Annotated in this window: 16 protein-coding genes and 2 pseudogenes; 12 read left to right on the top strand and 6 right to left on the bottom strand. The window is 58.4% G+C overall.

All coding sequences use genetic code 11. The features are described 5' to 3' along the window. Positions 1–15: 15 nt before the first annotated feature. From dgcA to etfB, 4 genes are all read left to right on the top strand, one after another. Positions 16–2,076: a dimethylglycine demethylation protein DgcA gene (gene dgcA / locus AC1MEE_RS23990; RefSeq protein WP_480411998.1), complete on the top strand. Its 2,061-nt coding sequence runs from the start codon at positions 16–18 to the stop codon at positions 2,074–2,076. A gap of 166 nt (positions 2,077–2,242) precedes the next feature. Then, the gene (gene dgcB / locus AC1MEE_RS23985) at positions 2,243–4,219 is read left to right on the top strand and encodes a dimethylglycine demethylation protein DgcB (protein ID WP_480411997.1); all 1,977 of its coding nucleotides are present in this window, start codon (positions 2,243–2,245) and stop codon (positions 4,217–4,219) included. After that, positions 4,219–5,439, top strand: coding sequence for an electron transfer flavoprotein subunit alpha (gene etfA / locus AC1MEE_RS23980; protein WP_480411996.1), 1,221 nt, complete (start codon positions 4,219–4,221; stop codon positions 5,437–5,439). Before dgcB ends, etfA begins: the two co-directional genes overlap by 1 nt. A gap of 4 nt (positions 5,440–5,443) precedes the next feature. After that, positions 5,444–6,235 carry an electron transfer flavoprotein subunit beta gene (etfB, locus tag AC1MEE_RS23975; RefSeq protein WP_480416328.1) on the top strand — a complete coding sequence of 264 codons (792 nt, stop codon included), beginning with the start codon at positions 5,444–5,446 and terminating at the stop codon, positions 6,233–6,235. A 351-nt stretch (positions 6,236–6,586) separates the two neighbouring features. Here the strand turns inward: etfB and AC1MEE_RS23970 are convergent, their stop codons facing one another. Then, the gene (locus AC1MEE_RS23970; RefSeq protein WP_480411995.1) at positions 6,587–7,024 is read right to left on the bottom strand and encodes a hypothetical protein; all 438 of its coding nucleotides are present in this window, start codon (positions 7,022–7,024) and stop codon (positions 6,587–6,589) included. A 591-nt stretch (positions 7,025–7,615) separates the two neighbouring features. Here AC1MEE_RS23970 and AC1MEE_RS23965 point away from each other — a divergent pair. Then, positions 7,616–8,084 (top strand): annotated as a pseudogene (locus AC1MEE_RS23965) (electron transfer flavoprotein subunit beta); the annotation flags it as partial. Positions 8,085–8,724: 640 nt separating this feature from the next. On the opposite strand, the gene gbcA reads toward AC1MEE_RS23965, so the two are convergent. Beyond that, positions 8,725–10,023, bottom strand: a complete 1,299-nt coding sequence (gene gbcA, locus AC1MEE_RS23960; protein WP_480411994.1) for a glycine-betaine demethylase subunit GbcA — start codon at positions 10,021–10,023, stop codon at positions 8,725–8,727. Between the two features lie 342 nt (positions 10,024–10,365). On the opposite strand from gbcA, the gene gbcB reads away from it, so the two are divergent. Beyond that, positions 10,366–11,466 (top strand): glycine-betaine demethylase subunit GbcB, encoded by a 1,101-nt coding sequence (gbcB, locus tag AC1MEE_RS23955; RefSeq protein WP_480411993.1) that lies wholly within the window; start codon positions 10,366–10,368, stop codon positions 11,464–11,466. A 97-nt stretch (positions 11,467–11,563) separates the two neighbouring features. Here gbcB and AC1MEE_RS23950 read toward each other — a convergent pair whose 3' ends face one another. Continuing rightward, positions 11,564–12,427, bottom strand: a complete 864-nt coding sequence (locus tag AC1MEE_RS23950) for a methyl-accepting chemotaxis protein (RefSeq protein ID WP_480416327.1) — start codon at positions 12,425–12,427, stop codon at positions 11,564–11,566. Then, positions 12,419–13,174: pseudogene (locus tag AC1MEE_RS23945) on the bottom strand (MCP four helix bundle domain-containing protein); the annotation flags it as partial. The gene AC1MEE_RS23950 and the pseudogene AC1MEE_RS23945, both read right to left, overlap by 9 nt. A gap of 335 nt (positions 13,175–13,509) precedes the next feature. Here AC1MEE_RS23945 and AC1MEE_RS23940 point away from each other — a divergent pair. Together AC1MEE_RS23940 and AC1MEE_RS23935 are read left to right on the top strand one after the other, a co-directional pair. Further along, positions 13,510–13,743 carry a hypothetical protein gene (locus tag AC1MEE_RS23940; RefSeq protein ID WP_480411992.1) on the top strand — a complete coding sequence of 78 codons (234 nt, stop codon included), beginning with the start codon at positions 13,510–13,512 and terminating at the stop codon, positions 13,741–13,743. Continuing rightward, entirely contained in the window at positions 13,740–14,042 is a 303-nt protein-coding gene (locus tag AC1MEE_RS23935) for a cell division protein ZapA (RefSeq protein WP_480411991.1), read from the top strand. The genes AC1MEE_RS23940 and AC1MEE_RS23935 overlap by 4 nt, the downstream gene beginning before the upstream one ends. Before the next feature lie 118 nt (positions 14,043–14,160). Here AC1MEE_RS23935 and AC1MEE_RS23930 read toward each other — a convergent pair whose 3' ends face one another. Beyond that, positions 14,161–15,204, bottom strand: coding sequence for a threonine aldolase family protein (locus AC1MEE_RS23930; RefSeq protein WP_480411990.1), 1,044 nt, complete (start codon positions 15,202–15,204; stop codon positions 14,161–14,163). A 93-nt stretch (positions 15,205–15,297) separates the two neighbouring features. Here AC1MEE_RS23930 and AC1MEE_RS23925 point away from each other — a divergent pair, with 93 nt between their 5' ends. Together AC1MEE_RS23925 and alaC are read left to right on the top strand one after the other, a co-directional pair. After that, positions 15,298–16,044 carry a TraX family protein gene (locus AC1MEE_RS23925; protein WP_480411989.1) on the top strand — a complete coding sequence of 249 codons (747 nt, stop codon included), beginning with the start codon at positions 15,298–15,300 and terminating at the stop codon, positions 16,042–16,044. Between the two features lie 130 nt (positions 16,045–16,174). Continuing rightward, the gene (gene alaC, locus AC1MEE_RS23920; RefSeq protein WP_480411988.1) at positions 16,175–17,395 is read left to right on the top strand and encodes an alanine transaminase; all 1,221 of its coding nucleotides are present in this window, start codon (positions 16,175–16,177) and stop codon (positions 17,393–17,395) included. A gap of 71 nt (positions 17,396–17,466) precedes the next feature. Here the strand turns inward: alaC and AC1MEE_RS23915 are convergent, their stop codons facing one another. Further along, positions 17,467–17,676, bottom strand: a complete 210-nt coding sequence (locus tag AC1MEE_RS23915) for a hypothetical protein (RefSeq protein ID WP_480411987.1) — start codon at positions 17,674–17,676, stop codon at positions 17,467–17,469. Between the two features lie 593 nt (positions 17,677–18,269). Between AC1MEE_RS23915 and glyA the strand changes: the two genes are divergently transcribed. Beyond that, complete coding sequence (gene glyA, locus AC1MEE_RS23910; RefSeq protein ID WP_480411986.1) at positions 18,270–19,523, top strand: serine hydroxymethyltransferase; 1,254 nt, start codon at positions 18,270–18,272, stop codon at positions 19,521–19,523. Positions 19,524–19,538: 15 nt separating this feature from the next. Next, a complete protein-coding gene (locus AC1MEE_RS23905) occupies positions 19,539–20,789 on the top strand; it encodes a sarcosine oxidase subunit beta family protein (RefSeq protein WP_480411985.1) in 1,251 nt (416 codons plus the stop codon). Positions 20,790–20,803: the final 14 nt, after the last annotated feature.

Raw genomic sequence — 20,803 nt, 5'->3', positions numbered from 1 at the left:
GTCGAGGTTTCCGTCATGGCTTTCGAAGCAATGTTCCAGCCGATCCAGATCGGCAAACTGACCATCCGCAACCGCGTCCTCAGTACCGCACACGCCGAGGTCTATGCCACCGATGGCGGCATGACCACTGAGCGGTATGTGAAGTACTACGAGGAGAAAGCCAAGGGTGGCATCGGCCTGGCCATTTGTGGCGGGTCCTCCAGCGTGGCCATCGACAGTCCGCAAGGCTGGTGGAAATCGGTCAACCTGGCGACCGACAAGATCATCCCGCACTTCCAGAATCTGGCCGACGCCATGCACAAGCATGGCGCCAAGATCATGATCCAGATTACCCACATGGGTCGTCGTTCCCGTTGGGACGGCGACCACTGGCCGACCCTGCTGTCGCCATCGGGCATTCGTGAACCGGTGCACCGCGCGACCTGCAAAACCATCGAGCCGGAAGAAATCTGGCGGGTGATCGGCAACTACGCCAGCGCGGCTGCGCGGGCCAAGGCCGGTGGCCTGGATGGCGTTGAGCTGTCCGCCGTGCACCAACACATGATCGACCAGTTCTGGAGCCCGCGGGTCAACAAGCGTACCGATGAATGGGGCGGCAGTTTCGAAAATCGCATGCGTTTCGGCCTGGAAGTGATCAAGGCTGTGCGCAAGGAAGTCGGCCCGGATTTCTGCGTCGGTCTGCGTATCTGTGGTGACGAATTCCACCCCGATGGCTTGAGCCACGAGGACATGAAGGAAATCGCCAAGTATTACGATGCCACCGGCATGATCGATTTCCTCGGCGTCGTGGGTTCGGGATGTGACACCCACAACACCCTGGCCAACGTTATCCCCAACATGAGTTATCCACCGGAGCCGTTCCTGCATCTGGCGGCCGGCATCAAAGAAGTGGTCAAAGTCCCGGTGCTGCACGCGCAGAACATCAAGGACCCGAACCAGGCCACGCGGATTCTGGAAGGTGGCTACGTCGACATGGTCGGCATGACCCGTGCGCACATCGCTGACCCGCACCTGATCGCCAAGATCAAGATGGGCCAGATCGACCAGATCAGACAATGCGTCGGTGCCAACTATTGCATCGACCGTCAGTACCAAGGTCTGGATGTGCTGTGCATCCAGAACGCCGCGACCTCCCGTGAATACATGGGTGTGCCGCACATCATCGAAAAATCCACCGGCGTGAAACGCAAAGTGGTGGTAGTCGGTGCCGGTCCTGCGGGTCTGGAAGCCGCTCGAGTGTCCGCTGAACGTGGACATGACGTGACCCTGTTTGAGAAGAAAGACACGCTCGGCGGGCAGATCACTACGGCGTCGAAAGCGCCGCAGCGCGATCAGATTGCCGGGATCACCCGTTGGTTCCAGCTGGAACTGGCGCGTTTGAAAGTCGACGTGCGTCTGAGTACGGCGGCGGATGCAGCGGCCATTCTCGACCTGCGCCCGGATGTGGTGGTGTTGGCGGTGGGCGGTCATCCGTTCCTGGAGCAGAACGAACACTGGGGCGCTGCTGAAGGCCTGGTGGTCAGCAGCTGGGATGTGCTCGACGGCAAGGTTGCGCCGGGCAAGAACGTGCTGGTCTACGACACCATCTGTGAGTTCACCGGGATGTCGGTTGCCGACTTCCTCGCGGACAAGGGCAGCCAGGTCGAGATCGTCACCGACGACATCAAACCGGGCGTGGCCATCGGCGGCACGTCGTTCCCGACGTACTACCGCAGCATGTACCCCAAAGAAGTGATCATGACCGGCGACCTGATGCTGGAGAAGGTCTATCGCGAGGGCGACAAGCTGGTCGCCGTGCTGGAGAACGAATACACCGGCGCCAAAGAGGAGCGGGTGATCGATCAAGTGGTGATTGAGAACGGCGTGCGTCCGGATGAAGAAATCTACTACGCGTTGAAAGAGGGCTCGCGCAACAAGGGCCAGATCGACATCGACGCGTTGTTCGCCATCAAGCCGCAACCTTGTCTGAGCCAGCCGGGCGACGGCTACTTGCTGTTCCGCATCGGCGACTGCGTGGCCCAGCGCAACACCCATGCGGCGATCTACGACGCATTGCGGTTGTGTAAGGATTTCTAAAACCAACGCCGTACCCCTGTAGGAGCGGGCTTGCCCGCGATTGGGCGCGAAGCGGCCACAAAAGGTCCGTTTCGCCCCGTTATCTCTGAAGGCCTCCCGGCCTTATCGCGGGCAAGCCCGCTCCTACATTGATCGTGTTTCTCCGATGTTCCGGTGGGAGCTCCATATGTTGAACACCCTTCTCCCTATTCTGCTGTTCGTCGCCCTGGCTTTGGCCGTGTTGGGCGCGGTACGGCGGATGATGCTGTGGCGCCAGGGCCGTGCGGCCAAGGTCGACCTGCTCGGTGGCCTGCTGGCTATACCCAAACGCTATATGGTCGATCTGCACCACGTGGTGGCGCGGGACAAATACATCGCCAACACCCACGTCGCGACTGCTGGCGGCTTTGTGGCGGCGGCGGTGCTGGCGATCCTGGTACACGGCTTCGGCCTGCACAACCGCATCCTCGGCTACGCCTTGCTGCTGGCCTCGGCGATCATGTTCGTCGGCGCGATCTTCGTGGCCTTGCGTCGGAGCAATCCGCCCGCGCGGCTGTCGAAAGGCCCGTGGATGCGCCTGCCGAAAAGCCTGATGGCGTTTTCGGTCAGCTTCTTTCTGGTCACCCTGCCGGTGGCGGGCATCCTGCCGGAAGACTTTGGCGGTTGGGTTCTCGTCGTACTGCTGGGCCTGGGCGTAGCCTGGGGCGTGTCGGAAATGTTTTTCGGCATGACCTGGGGCGGACCGATGAAGCACGCCTTCGCTGGCGCCTTGCACTTGGCCTGGCACCGTCGCGCCGAACGCTTTGGCGGCGGCCGCTCCACGGGTTTGAAACCTCTGGACCTGAGCGACACCAGCGCACCGTTGGGCGTGGAAAAACCCAAGGACTTCACCTGGAACCAGCTGCTGGGCTTCGACGCCTGCGTACAGTGCGGCAAATGCGAAGCAGCCTGCCCGGCGTTCGCTGCCGGCCAGCCGTTGAACCCTAAAAAGCTGATTCAAGACATGGTAGTCGGCCTGGCCGGTGGCACCGATGCCAAGTTCGCTGGCAGCCCCTACCCATCCCTTGACGGCAAGGGCAAGCCGATCGGTGAACACGGCGGCAATGCTCATCAGCCCATCGTCAATGGTCTGGTGGACGCCGAAACCCTATGGTCCTGCACCACTTGCCGCGCCTGCGTGGAAGAGTGCCCGATGATGATCGAGCACGTTGACGCCATCGTCGACATGCGCCGCTATCTGACCCTGGAAAAGGGCGCGACGCCGAACAAAGGTGCCGAAGTTCTGGACAACCTGATCGCCACCGACAACCCCGGCGGTTTTGCACCCGGTGGACGGATGAACTGGGCGGCAGACTTGAACCTGAATCTGCTCAGCGAGAAGAAGACCGCCGACGTGTTGTTCTGGGTCGGTGACGGTGCGTTCGACATGCGTAACCAGCGGACCTTGCGCGCCTTCGTCAAAGTGCTGAAAGCGGCCAACGTCGACTTCGCCGTGTTGGGTCTGGAAGAGCGCGACAGTGGCGACGTGGCCCGCCGTCTGGGCGATGAAGCAACCTTCCAGATGCTCGCCAAACGCAACATCCAGACCCTGGCCAAATACAACTTCAAGCGCATCGTCACCTGCGACCCGCACAGCTTCCATGTGCTGAAAAACGAATACGGTGCTTTTGACGGCAACTATCAGGTGCAGCACCACAGCACCTACATGGCTGAACTGATCGAAGCGGGCTCGCTGAATTTGGGTCAGCACAAAGGCACCAGCGTGACCTATCACGATCCGTGCTACCTCGGCCGTTACAACGGCGAATACGAGGCGCCGCGCGAGGTATTGCGTGCGCTGGGCATCGAGATCAAGGAAATGCAACGCTCCGGTTTCCGCTCTCGTTGCTGCGGTGGTGGTGGCGGCGCGCCGATCACTGACATTCCAGGCAAGCAGCGTATTCCTGACATGCGTATGGACGACATCCGCGAAACCGGCGCCGAGCTGGTGGCCGTCGGCTGCCCGCAGTGCACGGCGATGCTCGAGGGCGTGGTCGAGCCCCGGCCGCTGATTAAAGACATTGCTGAGCTGGTCGCCGATGCGTTGCTGGAGGGTGTGGTTGCCAGCGCTCCTTTACCAGACAAGCAGTCCCCAGCCAAACGTAAACCTGCGGAGGTGCATTGATGAGCGACATTATCCGCCGCGACCCGCGTGCCGAATGGATCGCCCGTAACCGCCTGCACCCGCTGCATGCAGCCATGCAACCGGCTCAAACCAGCTGGATGGGGCCCAACGGTATTCTGCGCAAGAACGTTCACGGCATCGGTTTTATTGGCCCCAACGGTATCAAGCGTATCGACCGCAGTGGCGCGCAACAGGGTGGGGCGGTCAAACGTTCCGCTGCTGCCGAAGTGCAACTGCCGCTGCATCAGGTCGCGCAGCCTGCGTTCTATATCTGTGTTGCGCCAGACATGGTCGGCGGCCGCCTGAGCAGCCACGACCGTGATCTGCTGGGTCTGGCTCACAGCCTTGCCGGCAAAGACGGCGCGGTGCTGGCCGTGGTGTTCGGTGAGCACAAGGAAAACGCTTTCGCTACGGCGGGCGTCGACCGTTTGTTGTTGCTGGAAGGCAGCGAGTTCAGCGGTTACTCACCGGAACAACGGGTGCAAGGTCTGCGGGCTGTGGATAACCAGTTCAATCCGCGTCACTGGTTGCTGCCCGACAGCCGCAGCGGTGGCGGTGAATTGGGTCGGCGCTTTGCCGCAAGCCTGGGCGAACGTCCGGCGACACGGGTCTGGCAGATGACTGACGATCAGTGCATCGGTCGCGCCGGTGCCGGTCGTGAAGACCTGGCCCGTCCGCTGGCCCGATTGATTCTGGCCGCCGTCGAATGTGCAGAGCCGGTCAGCGAGACACGGCATGAAGTCTTGCCAGTGGAGTTATCCACAGCCGTCGCCCGCAGCTTGTCGCGTATCGAAGACCTCGGCGCGGTGGCCGTGGACCCTGCAGTTATCCCCATGGCCGAAGCCGAGTTCATCTTCTCCGGTGGTAATGGCGTGAAGGACTGGGATTTGTTCCACCGTACCGCCGCCGTACTGGGCGCCACCGAAGGTGCATCCCGTGTGGCGGTGGACGATGGCTACATGGCGCGTGATCGTCAGGTCGGTGCCAGCGGCACCTGGGTCACGGCGCGGGTCTACGTCGCAGTCGGTATTTCCGGGGCGATCCAGCACCTGCAGGGCATCGGAGCCTGCGACAAGGTAGTGGCGATCAACCTCGATCCGGGTTGCGACATGATCAAACGGGCCGATTTGTCGGTGATTGGCGAAAGCGCGGACATCCTCAAGGCGCTGATTGCAGCCATCGAGACTTACCGTAACGAGGCGAAACGTGATGCGGCCTGAACTTATGAATCGCCCTGTGGATAAGAATGCTCTGCATGTGATCAGCCTGGTTTCTATTGGCGCGCACCCGACTTCTGGCCGGCCGCGCCGTGCCGAACAGGACGCCCGTGCCGTCGAACTCGGTCTGCAACTGGCTGGGGATAACTTGCATGTGCTGCACGCCGGTAATGTCGACGAGCCTGCGCTGCGGGCTTATCTGGGCATGGGGCTGGACGAACTGCACGTGCTGGAGCAGCCCGAAGGTGCCGACGCCTTGCCGGCGCTGATTGATTACCTGCGTGAAACCAATGTGCAAGTGGTGCTGACGGGCAGCCAAGCCGAAACCGGCGAAGGCTCGGGCATGCTGCCGTTCCTGCTGGCCGAAAAGCTCGGCTGGCCGTTGGTGGTCGGGCTGGCGCAGGTCGAGTCGCTGGCTAACGGCGTGGCTCACGTGCTGCAAGCGCTGCCACGCGGTCAGCGGCGTCGCCTGAAGGTGCGCCTGCCGTTTCTCGCCACTGTGGATAACGCTGCACCCAAGTCCCGGCAAAGCGCCTATGGCCCGGCACAACGCGGCATGCTCGCGGCCGAGCAGGTAGAAGTGGTGGTGGATCAGCTGCTCGCCGGCTCGACGTTGCAGCCCGCCAAGCCACGGCCCAAGCGTTTGAAAGTGATCAAAGGCAAAAGCGGTGCGGATCGGATGAAAGCCGCCACGGCCAAGGCCAGCGGCGGCGGTGGGCAAGTGCTCAAGGACGTCAGTGCTGAAGCAGGCGCAGAGGCGATTTTGAAGCTGTTGATTGAAGAGGGTGTGGTTAGGTAGTCCGACCCCGTGTAGGAGCGCGCTTGCCCGCGATGACGTCGATACATCCGACGCATTTTTGTCGCCCGACAGAGAAAATCGCGGGCAAGCGCGCTCCTACAATCCATCTACAACACTTACGCACACAGACTGTTAGCGCTTCTGTGGATAAGATGTTTGCTCTCCGCTACAGCCTATATATTCAGGCACTTACAGCCGATTGTATAAAAAACGACCAACTCTGGTTGTGGATATAAGCCTCCCCCCGATCACCTATCGACACTTCCAAAGCCTGCCGCCCCTGCTGTCATGCCCGGCCCGTAGCCTCCGGATATTCCATTCAGTTCTACCGTCTTGATTTCTCTCGTGATATTACTTCATTGGTTTTTTACTTAGCATGAAGCTAAACACTATTACGGATATAGAACTGGCAGACAAAAAACATCCTGCTGCGACACCGATAATTGTCTTTCCGGTTTCTTCACTGAGCGCCAGCCACCCTCCCGCTATGATAAGAAAAGCTAAGATCGTGGTTGGTAGAATGGCCTGCTTTATTGTGGGGCGAACAAATGCAAGATTTGAAGCATTTGCCTTTGCTATCCCATGGCCTATAACGTTGATTATATGAGCTATAAGTATTACCGCTAACGTGTAGTCGACATATTTCAGCGTTGATCGGTTGATGGGCCACGTATTGTGGCATGCCATAAATATTATTGTTGTTAGCCAGAGGGCTGAGAAAAATATTGATTCGATAGTTTTTTTTATGTCTGTTTTCCAGCTTCTTGAATGTTTAGATTCTCTGTTCATTAAAAGTCTAGTCATTGATTGGGGCATGCGGTAGCGATGCCGAGGTTGAAGGTTTAATCAATGCTACTTGTTCTCACTCCCGCTTTCTCTTGCGCTGCGACCCGTTCCCTTTAATCATCCTCATAAATAATTTAAAACTTGGCTTCCGTCCGTAGGCTTTTAAAAGTAGTCGGTTGCTGCGAAAAAAGAGAACGATGGGAGCCGTAACGATGACGGACAATAGTGCTCCAGCGATGACGAGTCCCGGCCATTCGATTCCGGGGAAGTGTTTATGAATTTGCCAAATGGCGAGAAGCGTTGTCCCAAAAAAGACTGATGCAGATACGCGATACATAGAAGTCCTTGTTTTTGTGTTGGCGTCCATTGCCTGGATGCTATTGAAGCTGTTTGCAAATCATCAGTGATCTGAGCGGCGATGACAATCCGACAGATGTAGGGGGTATTAGCGGTTGTTTGGTATTTAGTCAGTTATGCGGACGACCAAACCGTATCTAAAGTGTTCGAAAGTGGACCACCCCCAAAGCGGCGCCGACCGCATGAAGGACACGATCACCAAGGTCGATGGAAGTGCGCGAAGGCGTGAGCCCACAGGAAGGTTCGGACATGCTGCCGTTCCTGCTGGCCGAAAAGCTCGGCTGGCCGTTGGTGGTCGGGCTGGCGCAGGTCGAATCGCTGGCTAACGGCGTGGCTCACGTGCTGCAAGCGCTGCCACGCGGTCAGCGGCGTCGCCTGAAGGTGCGCCTGCCGTTTTCTCGCCACTGTGGATAACGCTGCACCCAAGTCCCGGCAAAGCGCCTATGGCCCGGCACAACGCGGCATGCTCGCGGCCGAGCAGGTAGAAGTGGTGGTGGATCAGCTGCTCGCCGGCTCGACGTTGCAGCCCGCCAAACCACGGCCCAAGCGTTTGAAAGTGATCAAAGGCAAAAGCGGTGCGGATCGAATGAAAGCCGCCACAGCCAAGGCCAGCGGCGGCGGTGGGCAAGTGCTCAAGGACGTCAGCGCAGAAGCAGGCGCTGAGGCGATTTTGAAGTTGTTGATTGAAGAGGGTGTGGTTAGGTAGTCCGACCCCGTGTAGGAGCGCGCTTGCCCGCGATGACGTCGATACATCCGACGCATTTTTGTCGCCCGACAGAGACAATCGCGGGCAAGCGCGCTCCTACAATCTATCTACAACACTTACGCACACAGACTGTTAGCGCTTCTGTGGATAAGATGTTTGCTCTCTGCTACAGCCTATATATTCAGGCACTTACAGCCGATTGTATGAAAAACGACCAATTCTGGTTGTGGATAAAAACCTCTTCCCTGATCACTTATCAACACTTGCCCACAAAGTCTGTTGGCGCTTCTGTGGATAAGATGTTCGCTATCCCCTGTAAGCCATATGAACCGTGGCTTTTCGCGATGCGATCAAAAAACAACCAATAGCTTCGAGGAAAGACCTTTCTGGATAAGTCACGGTTTTTATTGGGTTTTTACACAGGGAGAAATCGACTTGCCCACAATTGCTGTGGGTGGAGCTGTGGATAAGTTGTTTGTGGAAGGCTGGGAGGTGCTGCGGGGTTGGTGTTGGCGAGGACTGATCAAATTTTGATCGGTCAAAGATGTGCTGTCTGATAAACCCTCTTCGCAGGCAAGCCTGCTCCCACAGTGATCGTACGTCTGTGGGAGCAGGCTTGCCTGCGAATCAGGTCAGCACATTACTCGTGATTAACCGCCACACCCTTCAGATACGGCGCTGGCGCCGCGCCGAGGTTTTCCAGCAGGCGGGAACTGTACCAATCCACGAAGTTGACCACCCCGAACTCATACGTCTTGGAGTACGGGCCTGGCTGGTAGGCGTCGGAGTTGATGCCGCGCTGGTTCTCTTCAGCCAGACGACGGTCCTGATCGTTGGTGGCGTCCCAGACCTGGCGCATGCGGTCGACATCGTAATCGACACCTTCGACGGCATCTTTGTGCACCAGCCATTTGGTGGTGACCATGGTTTCCTGCGCGCCCAGTGGCCATACGGTAAAGACGATGATGTGATCGCCCATGCAGTGGTTCCACGAGTGCGGCAGGTGCAGGATGCGCATCGAGCCCAGGTCCGGGTTCTGGATCCGGCCCATGAGTTTTTTGCTGCCGACCTTGCCATCGATGGTCATCGATACAGTGCCCTTGAGCAGCGGCATGCGCACGATGCGGTTACGCAGGCCGAAGCTGGCGTGGGCGTAAGGAATCTTCTCGGCTTCCCAGGCAGCCGCAGATGCCGCGACATGGTCCTTGAAGGCCTGGTCGGCACGTGGGTCGGTAACGTCGTCCCACTCCAGCAGGGTTTTCAGCAGTTCCGGGTGCGACGCGTTGCAGTGGTAGCACTCGCGGTTGTTTTCCAGCACCAGCTTCCAGTTGGCTTTCTCCAGCAAGGTGGTGGTAATCGCCACCTTGGTGTTCTCCATGTCATAGGGTTCCATGTAGTGATTCAGCGTCTGCAGGAAATCATCGATGGCCGGCGGGTTTTCCGCCAGGCTGATAAAGATGTAACCGCCCGCGGTCTTCACGTTCACTGGCTTGAGGCCGTACTGCTTCATGTCGAAGTCGGCGCCCATTTCGGTGCCGGCGAACAACAGACGCCCGTCAAGCTCGTAGGTCCACTGGTGGTAGTGGCAGACCAGCTTGGCGACTTTGCCCTTGTCGCTGGTGCACAGACGCGAACCGCGATGACGACAGACGTTGTGGAACGCGTGCACCTGACCTTCGGCACCGCGAATCACGATGATCGGGTTTTTGCCGATCTGCAGGGTCAGGTAGTTGCCCTTGGTCGGGATCTCGCAGGTCATGCCCGCAATCAACCACTCTTTGTGAAAGATTTCCTGCATATCGATTTCAAAAAGCCGTTCGTCGCTGTAGAAAGGCTGCGGCAGCGAAAACGTGCGTTCGCGGTTCTGCAGCATTTCGGCGGTGGCCTTACGTGCCGGTTCCAGCGGATCGCCCAAGCTCAAGGTTGCGGTGACGTCCATCTTTCAAGTCCTCATGACCGTTTCTGAACGGTCGGCGAATGTGGCTAATACGGTTCTTTTGTAGTCAGTTGCACGCAAGGCGACGGTTCTTTTGCCGTTCAGGCTTATCGGTACAGATTTTCAATACAAAACAGGCATGGATATTTAGTGCCGAGTGTGGGGGCCGGCGCTGACCGAACCTTATCCATGGGCGACATGGCCGAATCCGTTTCCGACGCGCTAACCCCAGTCGTTGGGGGCTGGTCGCGATAAGTATGTCAATGTCGCTGATAGGTAAGTGGGCAACCTGCGCCTTACGCAGAATCCGCATCATAAGGCCGACAGTCGGCCGTGGAGATGAGCATGTCTAACAGTTTCCTCAGCCCGGTAAATACCCAGACCTGGGCCAATGGCCGCCACCTGGTGCGTGTCGTCAAGGTGATCCAGGAAACCTGGGACGTGCGCACCTTCTGTTTCATGGCCGACCAGCCGATCCTGTTCTTCTTCAAACCGGGTCAGTTCGTCACGCTAGAGCTGGAAATCGAAGGCGTGCCGGTGATGCGTTCGTACACCATCTCCAGCTCGCCTTCGGTACCGTACAGCTTCTCCATCACCATCAAGCGCGTACCCGGCGGCAAGGTTTCCAACTGGCTGCACGACACGCTGCATGAAGGCCAGGAGCTGGCCGTGCACGGTCCGGTGGGGTTATTCAACGCCATCGACTTCCCCAACCCGAAAATTCTCTACCTCAGCGGCGGTGTCGGGATCACGCCAGTGATGTCCATGGCGCGCTGGTTCTACGACACCAACGGCAATGTCGATATGGTTTTTGTCCACAGCGCCCGTTCGCCTAAAGACATCATTTACCACCGCGAGCTGGAGCACATGGCGTCGCGGATCGACAACTTCAGTCTGCATCTGATTTGCGAAAAGCATGGCCTCGGCGAACCTTGGGCCGGCTACCGCGGTTATCTGAACCAGAAAATGCTGGAATTGATGGTCCCGGACTTCCTCGACCGCGAGGTGTTCTGCTGCGGGCCAACGCCGTACATGAACGCCGTCAAACGCCTGCTCGAAGCCAACGGCTTCAACATGGCCCAGTACCACGAAGAATCCTTCGGCGCGACGCCGGCTGAAGCACGCGCCGATGCGGTGGAGCAAGCCGAGCAAGCGGCCGACGCCCCGGAAATCGATCTGGCGGACCTGCATCAGGTGGAGTTTATTTCGGCGGGCAAAAGCATCCGCGTTGCCCCGGGCGAAACCGTGCACTCGGCGGCCGCCAAACTGGGCCTGATGATTCCCAAAGCCTGCGGCATGGGTATCTGCGGTACTTGCAAGGTAATGAAGCTGGGCGGGGAAGTGGAGATGGACCACAACGGCGGTATCACGGATGAAGACGTGGCCGAGGGTTACATCCTGTCCTGCTGCAGCGTGCCCAAGGGCGATGTGCGGATCGATTACTAAGCGCGATCTAAAAAGCTTCGCAGGCAAGCCTGCTCCCACAGTCTGTGAGAGCAGGCTTGCCTGCGAATAGGCCGACTCGGTGTCAGCCTTTTCCCTCTTACACCCTAAACCGCGAAACCATACTGTTCAGGTCTACAGCCAGACGCGACAGCTCGTTGCTGGCAGCGCTGGTCTGATTGGCGCCGGTAGACGATTGCACCGACAGGTCGCGGATGTTCACCAGGTTGCGGTCCACTTCACGGGCCACTTGCGCCTGTTCTTCGGCGGCGCTGGCGATCACCAGGTTGCGCTCGTTGATCTGCACGATGGCCAGGTTGATGGTGTCCAGCGCGATGCCTGCACCTTTGGCGATGTTCAACGTCGACTCAGCTCGTTCGGTACTGTTGCGCATCGAGTCGACGGCCTGCTCGGTGCCGCCTTGAATGCTGCCGATCATCCGTTCGATTTCGCTGGTGGACTGCTGGGTGCGGTGCGCCAAGGCGCGAACTTCGTCAGCGACCACGGCGAAACCACGTCCGGCTTCACCGGCACGCGCGGCTTCGATGGCGGCGTTGAGGGCCAGCAGATTGGTCTGATCCGCCAGACCGCGAATCACGTCCAGCACCTTGCCGATATCTCGCGATTCGTTGGCCAGATTACCGATCAGCTCGGCCGTGCTTTGCACATCACCGCTCATGCGCTCGATGGCACCGACGGTTTCCATCACCAGTTCCCGGCCATCGCTCGCTGAAGTGGTGGCGTCTTTCGAGGCTTCGGAAGTGCTGACCGCGTTGCGCGCGACTTCTTCCACGGCGCTGGTCATCTGATTGACGGCGGTCGCGGCCTGCTCGATTTCCCTGTTCTGCTGTGTCAGGCCACGTGCGCTTTCGTCAGTGACGGTATTCAGCTCTTCGGCCGCCGATGCGAGCTGAGTAGCGGAGCCGGAAATCCGTTGCAGGGTGTCGCGCAGTTTTTCCTGCATTTTCAGCATTGCCGCCAGCAGGCGACCCGCTTCGTCGCGACCTTCGACCTTGATTGGGCGCGTCAGGTTGCCTTCGGCGATTTCTTCTGCAGCTGTTAACGCTTGGTCGATAGGCTGGGTGATGCTGGCGGTCAATAGCCAGGCAAATAGCATGGTCAGGATGGTAGCGACAACCAACAGCGCGATCACCAGATTGAACGCCATGTCGTACTGGTCGCTGGCGACTTGATTGCGGTCGCGAGTCTGACGGGTATTGATATCGACCAGCTTGCTCAGCACGGTATTCATTTGTTCGGAGTTGCTCAGCAGCTCCGTGTTGAGCAGTGAGCGCAGTTCATCGACCTGGTTATTGCGCGACAGCGACTTCATTTTCTCTTCCAGCTGGTGGTACTCGCCCAGCTTCTGCACGTATTGGTCATACGCTGCGCGCTCCTCCGTGCCACTGATCAGCTTTTCGTAGGCGTTTTGTGCCACGCGAATCTGTTCGTTACGCAACTGGAACAGTTCGAGGGTTTTTTGCTGAACATCGGGTTCGCGGTTGATCAGCAAGCGGTAAGACAACGTGCGAAAACGCAGTGTCAGTTGTGTGAACTCATCCAGGCTCTTGATGCTGGGCAAGTCGCTCTGTTCGATTTCCAGGCCGGCCGTGCGGATCTTGCTCATCTGCGTCAGGGCGAAGATGCCAAGGACCAGCATCAAGCTGCCAATCAGGGCAAATCCGAGGAATGCGCGCGGGGCGATATTCATATTGCGAAGGGACATAGGAGATTCCATAAGTGGCGCATTCCATACGGCGCAGGGCAAAAAAGGCGAGGGCTTGCATGACTTATCGGACGCAAGACTAAAGTCTTGAGCGTGTCGGATTAACTGAGCGTATTTGTCGCAGTCTGGGACGGTCTGACGGGCAGCAGGAACCTGAGTCGGAAAACGCAGTCAGTAGCACTCCTTATGCGTTTATATCGATAACTGTCGAAAAGTGCTGATCTGCCTGAATCAAAGGCTGAAATGCCTTGATATACCTGGCATGAGCAGTGACTTTTCTTTATCGTGTGCGCCCTTCGAAATTTGCTAGAGAAATCAAAATGTTGGAAGCATCCCTGAGTCAATTGGAGCAACTGGTCGGTGACCTGGTGCAGCAGAATCAGACCTTGCAAAACACCAATGCGCAATTGAGCGCCGAGCTGGCACAAGTCAAGGATGACAATGACAGTCTGCAATTGAGCCTGCTGGAGCACGAAGAAAAACAGGGTGCGACCGCTGCGCGCATCCAGGCCCTGGTTCAGCGTGCCACTAGCGTCAACCCTGTCAGCGCATGAGTACCGACAGGGACGGGGTAAAGGTCGTCTCGATTCTGGGCAACGACTATTCGATCAAGGCACCTGTCGGTGAAGAGCAAACCTTGCTGGAAGCGGCGGTCATGCTCAAGGCAGCCCTGGCTGACACCAAAAGGAAATACCCAAGCCTGATCGGCGACAAACTGCTGGTATTGGCGGCATTGAACTTGTGTTCGCAGCAGATCGAACTCAAGCAGAAGCACAAAGTGGAACTCAATCGTTATCAAGAGCAGGTCAGCGCCACGGTTGAAGTGATCTCCAAGACCCTCGCCCGTGGGTAATTGCTTTCATTTGTAGGAGCGCGCTTGCCCGCGATGGACCGCGAAGCGGTCCCAAAAATGATTTTGCGACTGCTGCACAGCCGATCGCGGGCAAGCGCGCTCCTACAGAAGATTGACCTTACCCCGCCTGCATCACCAACCGGATATCCGCCGCCAACTCGCGCACGCGGTCTTCTTCGGTGTCCCATGAGCACATGAAGCGCGCGCCGCCGTCGCCGATGAAGGTGTAGAAGCGCCAGCCCTTGTCGGTCAGCGCTTTGATCGCCGGCTCCGACATTTGCAGGAACACGCCGTTGGCCTGTACCGGGAACATCAGTTCGACGCCAGGGATGTCTTTGACCAGTTCACTGAGCAATTGCGCGCAGTGGTTGGCGTGGCGCGCGTGTTTGAGCCAGGCATCGTTTTCCAGCAGGCCGACCCATGGCGCCGAGAGAAAGCGCATCTTCGAGGCCAGTTGCCCGGCCTGTTTACAGCGGTAGTCGAAGTCTTCTGCCAGCTTCTGGTTAAAGAACAGGATCGCCTCACCGACCGCCATGCCGTTTTTGGTACCACCGAAGCACAGCACGTCGATGCCGGCTTTCCAGGTCAGTTCGGCCGGGGTGCAGTTCAGAAACGCGCAGGCGTTGGAAAAGCGCGCGCCGTCCATGTGCAGGTTGAGGCCCAGTTCTTTGCAGGTGGCGCTGATGGCCTTGAGTTCTTCTGGCAGGTAGACGCTGCCTACTTCAGTCGCCTGGGTCAGGGTCACGACGCGAGGTTTTGGGTAATGAATGTCCTGACGCTTGAGCGCGACTTCGCGGATCGAGTCGGGTGTCAGCTTGCCGTTTACGCTGCGGGCGGTTAGCAGCTTGGAGCCGTTGGAGAAAAACTCCGGCGCACCGCATTCATCGGTTTCGACGTGGGCGGTTTCCGAGCAGATGACGCTGTGGTAACTCTGGCACAACGACGACAGCGCCAGCGAGTTGGCCGCCGTGCCGTTGAAGGCGAAAAACACTTCACAGTCGGTTTCGAATAATTTGCGGAAATCATCGGAAGCGCGAGCGGTCCATTCATCTTCACCGTAGGCGCGCTGATGGCCGTGGTTCGCCTGCTCCATGGCGGCCCAAGCCTCGGGGCAGATCCCGGAATAGTTGTCGCTGGCAAACTGCTGGCTTTTGTCTGTCATGGCCGGTTCCCTGTGATCGAATAGGGTCGCACTTTAACCAGAATTGCGGGCTCAGGTCATGCGTTGTTCTGTTTCACCTGACCATGGAGCGCTATGAAGCCGTTGCAGAAGAAGTCGATGACCGCTGGACGAGACACCGCGCTGGACCTGCTGAAATGGCTGGCGATGCTGAGCATGGTGCTCGACCACTTGCGTTACATCGGCTGGTCGGTGAATTTTCTTTATGTGCCGGGGCGAATGGCGTTTCCGTGGTTTTGCCTGGCGATTGCGGCCAATCTTGCACGCAGCGGCGCGGGCCATGTCAGTCGGGGCGCCCAGTGGCGTTATTTGGGTTGGTTGCTGGTGTTTGCCGGGCTGGCGGAGTTGCCCTATCGGCTGTTCATGCCGCATGCCGAGACGTTGAACGTGCTGCCGACATTGGCGTTGGGGCTGTTGTTGGCTCAGGGCTGGCGCGACCGCACGCCTTGGGCGCTGTCGTTAGCGGGCGTGGCGTTGTTGGTGGCGGTGATTTTCCAGGCGCGGCTGATGTTCGATTTTTTGGGTGCAGTGCTGCCACTGGCATTCCTGCTGGTGCTGCGCGGGCCGTGGTACGGCGCGCTGCTGCCGGGGCTGGTGTGTCTGGCGAGCAATGCCTGGCCGGAGATGTTCGCGGGTGCGAGTTGGGGCGATCCCATATCGATTGGAGGGATAGTCGCGTGTCTGACAGGGCCGTTGATCGGGCTGCTGGTGTTGCGTTCGCTGCCGCCGTTCAGCGTCTTGCCCATGCGGCGTTGGGCGTATGCCATTTATCCGGTGCACTTTTTAATACTGGTAGGTGTGCGCACCGTGATCGGAGGCTGATGCTCGCTAACTCGAACGCTTCAGCGGGCACTGGACAGATCCCCCGTCCGGCGTTTACCTTCTGCGCCAGGCCACAGCAGTGGCTAGCGTCGCTCGGACGGTTCCGGGCGCTTACGTTTTCGAGGCTTACATGGCTGACCAAGGTGTGCCGCGCCGCTTTGCGCGTATAGATCGACTCCCCCCCTACGTATTCAACATCACCGCCGAGCTGAAGATGGCCGCTCGTCGTCGTGGTGAAGACATCATCGACTTGAGCATGGGCAACCCTGATGGGGCGACGCCACCGCATATTGTCGAAAAATTGGTCACGGTCGCCCAACGAGAAGACACCCACGGTTATTCCACTTCGCGCGGCATTCCTCGCCTGCGTCGGGCGATATCCAGTTGGTATAAAAAGCGTTACGACGTCGATATCGACCCAGAAGACGAAGCCATCGTCACCATTGGCTCTAAAGAAGGGTTGGCGCATCTGATGCTCGCCACCCTCGATCAGGGCGACACGGTGCTGGTGCCTAACCCCAGTTACCCCATTCATATCTACGGTGCGGTGATTGCCGGCGCGCAAGTGCGTTCGGTGCCATTGGTGCCGGGCGTGGATTTCTTCATCGAGCTGGAGAAGGCCATTCGTGGTTCTATCCCCAAGCCAAAGATGATGATTCTCGGTTTCCCATCCAACCCTACTGCTCAGTGCGTGGAGTTGGATTTTTTCGAGCGTGTCGTGGCCCTGGCCAAACAGTACGACGTGCTGGTGGTGCATGACCTGGCCTATGCCGACATCGTTTACGACGGCTGGAAAGCGCCATCGATCATGCAGGTGCCCGGCGCCAAAGACATCGCCGTAGAGTTCTTCACTCTGTCCAAGAGCTACAACATGGCAGGCTGGCGGATCGGTTTCATGGTCGGTAATCCGGAACTGGTCAATGCCTTGGCGCGGATCAAGAGTTACCACGACTACGGCACCTTCACGCCGCTGCAAGTCGCCGCCATCGCTGCACTCGAAGGCGACCAACAATGCGTGCTCGACATCGCCGAACAGTACCGCCAGCGCCGCAATGTGCTGGTCAAAGGGCTGCATGAGCTGGGCTGGATGGTTGAAAACCCCAAGGCGTCGATGTACGTCTGGGCGAAAATCCCCGAAGCCTATGCGCACCTTGGGTCTTTGGAATTTGCCAAGAAGCTGCTGGCCGAGGCCAAGGTCTGCGTGTCCCCAGGTGTCGGTTTTGGTGAGTACGGTGACGACCATGTGCGTTTCGCCCTGATCGAAAATCAGGACCGTATTCGTCAGGCGGTTCGGGGTATTCGCGGCATGTTCCGGGCTGATGGGGCGGCGGGGCAGAATCCGCAAGCTTGAACAAAAGCCAGGCGTTCCATCGCTGGAACGCCTGGCTATTCACTGCAAAATAAGCCTTTGGAGTGAGATAACTATTTTTTTGATTTGGCCAGCACGCTCACAACAATATTACCGTTGGCAATAAGCCTGAATGTCTTCCGTTCAATGACCGCCATGCCTCCGTCAAAATAATAATAATCTCCCGAATTCATAAATTTATAGGACTGGTCCAATGGTAATTCTTCCAGGGACTCCAGCTTATAGTTTCCATCTTTATCGGCAGTGGGTTGATGGGTGCTCATATTCCACCTCATTAATATTCAGGTTAGTTTCATGTTTGGTTCCTGGAAGACTTGTAGAAAACAGCCTTGCTCTACAAACTCAGTGAGATAACCCTAAGCCTGAATCCTTGGGTCGACTACTGTTAGAAATGACAGGTTCTGCACTTTTTCCGACGAGCGGTTCGAGTGGTATTTCTGGCAATGCGCCCTTGCCTGGAAATCACCCCGCTGGAGCGCGACAGCGCAGGAACGCGATCCTCGGCAGGGGATCCCGCAGCGTCCCTGGCACTGGAGTCAATCACCCAGCAACTGAATAACCTGTGGGAGGCTTGCCCGCGATGGCGTTCGCTCAGACGATGATATTTCGCCTATCAGACCGATTCGCGGGCAAGTGCGCTCCTACAAATGTCCACAATCCTCTGTAGGAACAGCTCTGCAGTGCACCTTTCCCAAGCACCAATTATCTCTGCGCGCCAAGCCATGTCGTAAACGCACCTTTGCGTGGCGTCCATAGGCATTTGGCCTGTCTGCGTCGGACCTACCATCGCATCCAAAGGGCACTCTACAAGCCCTATCGATAAGCCAGGCGCAGCGCCGCCGCTGGGAGAACCGCGATGTTCAGCAAGCAAGACAAAATCCAAGGCTATGACGATGCACTGTTGGCGGCGATGAATGCCGAGGAGCAGCGCCAGGAAGACCACATCGAGCTGATCGCTTCGGAAAACTACACCAGCATGCGCGTGATGGAAGCTCAAGGCAGCGGCCTGACCAACAAATACGCTGAAGGCTACCCGGGCAAGCGCTACTACGGCGGTTGTGAGCATGTGGACAAGGTCGAGCAGTTGGCCATCGATCGCGCCAAGCAACTGTTCGGTGCCGACTACGCCAACGTTCAGCCGCACTCCGGCAGCCAGGCCAACGCAGCGGTCTATCTGGCCCTGCTGCAAGCGGGCGACACCGTGCTGGGCATGAGCCTGGCCCACGGCGGTCACCTGACCCACGGCGCCAAAGTCAGCTTCTCCGGCAAGCTCTATAACGCTGTGCAATATGGCATCGACACCGCAACCGGCTTGATCGATTACGACGAAGTCGAGCGCATCGCCGTCGAACACAAGCCAAAAATGATCATCGCTGGCTTCTCGGCGTACTCGAAGACTCTGGATTTCCCACGCTTCCGTGCCATCGCCGACAAAGTGGGCGCTTACCTGTTCGTCGACATGGCCCACGTTGCCGGTCTGGTCGCCGCAGGCCTGTACCCGAACCCGCTGCCGTACGCCGACGTCGTGACCACCACCACGCACAAGACCCTGCGCGGTCCTCGTGGCGGTCTGATCCTGGCGAAGGCCAACGAAGAAATCGAGAAAAAACTCAATTCCGCCGTATTCCCCGGTGGCCAGGGCGGCCCGTTGATGCACGTTATCGCGGCCAAGGCCGTGTGCTTCAAGGAAGCGATGGAGCCTGGCTTCAAGGCTTATCAGCAGCAAGTGATCGACAACGCCCAAGCCATGGCGCGCGTTTTCGTGGATCGTGGCTACGATGTAGTGTCCGGCGGTACCGACAATCACCTGTTCTTGGTCAGCCTGATCCGTCAGGGCCTCACCGGTAAAGACGCCGACGCCGCTTTGGGCCGTGCGCACATCACCGTGAACAAAAATTCGGTGCCGAATGATCCACAGTCGCCGTTCGTGACCTCGGGCTTGCGTATCGGCACCCCGGCTGTCACCACCCGCGGTTTCAAAGTGACCCAGTGCGTCGAGTTGGCGGGCTGGATTTGCGACATCCTCGACAACCTCGGCGATGCCGATGTCGAGGCCAATGTTGCCAGCCAGGTTGCAGCACTGTGCACCGATTTCCCGGTTTATCGCTGAGTCAGGAGTAGCCCCATGCAGCATTACTCAGGCTTCGGCCTTTTCAAGCACTCCCTCAGCCACCACGAAAACTGGCAGCGCATGTGGCGCACGCCGACCCCGAAAAAAGTCTACGACGTGGTTATCGTCGGCGGCGGCGGGCATGGTCTGGCGACGGCGTATTACCTGGCCAAGGAACACGGCATCACCAACGTGGCCGTGGTCGAGAAAGGCTGGTTGGGCGGCGGTAACACCGCGCGCAACACCACCATCGTGCGCTCGAACTATCTGTGGGACGAATCGGCTCACCTGTACGAACACGCGATGAAGTTGTGGGAAGGCCTGTCTCAGGACATCAACTACAACGTGATGTTTTCCCAGCGCGGCGTTTACAACCTGTGCCACACCCTGCAAGACATTCGCGACTCGGAACGCCGGGTCAGCGCCAACCGTCTGAACGGTGTGGACGGCGAATTGCTTAACGCGAAACAGGTTGCGGACGAGATTCCGTACCTGGACTGCTCGAAAAACACCCGTTACCCGATCATCGGTGCCACCGTTCAACGTCGTGGCGGCGTTGCTCGTCACGATGCCGTGGCCTGGGGCTTTGCCCGTGCCGCTGACGCCTTGGGCGTCGACCTGATTCAACAGACCGAAGTGATCGGCTTCCGCAAGGAAAACGGCGTGTGCATCGGCGTTGAAACCAATAAAGGCTTCATCGGCGCCAAACGCGTCGGTGTGGTGACGGCCGGTAACTCCGGGCACATGGCGAAACTGGCGGGCTTCCGCTTGCCGATCGAATCCCATCCGCTGCAAGCGCTGGTGTCCGAGCCGATCAAGCCGATTATCGACAGCGTGATCATGTCCAACGCGGTTCACGGCTACATCAGCCAGTCGGACAAAGGCGACCTGGTGATCGGTGCCGGTATCGACGGCTATAACGGTTACGGCCAGCGTGGTTCGTACCCGGTGATCGAACACACTATCCAGGCCATTGTCGAGATGTTCCCGGTGCTGTCCCGCGTGCGCATGAACCGTCAGTGGGGCGGCATCGTCGACACCACGCCGGACGCGTGCCCGATCATTTCCAAAACGCCAGTGGCCAACATGTTCTTCAACTGCGGTTGGGGCACCGGTGGCTTCAAGGCGACGCCGGGCTCGGGCAACGTATTTGCCGCCAGCCTCGCCAAAGGCGAAATGCACCCATTGGCCAAGCCATTTTCCATCGACCGTTTCCACAACGGTGCGTTGATCGACGAACACGGCGCCGCGGCTGTCGCCCACTAACAGGAGAAATCCCT

It is taken from the genome of Pseudomonas sp. ASL3 (genome assembly GCF_056680425.1).
This window is presented reverse-complemented; position numbering and strand designations above follow the sequence as displayed.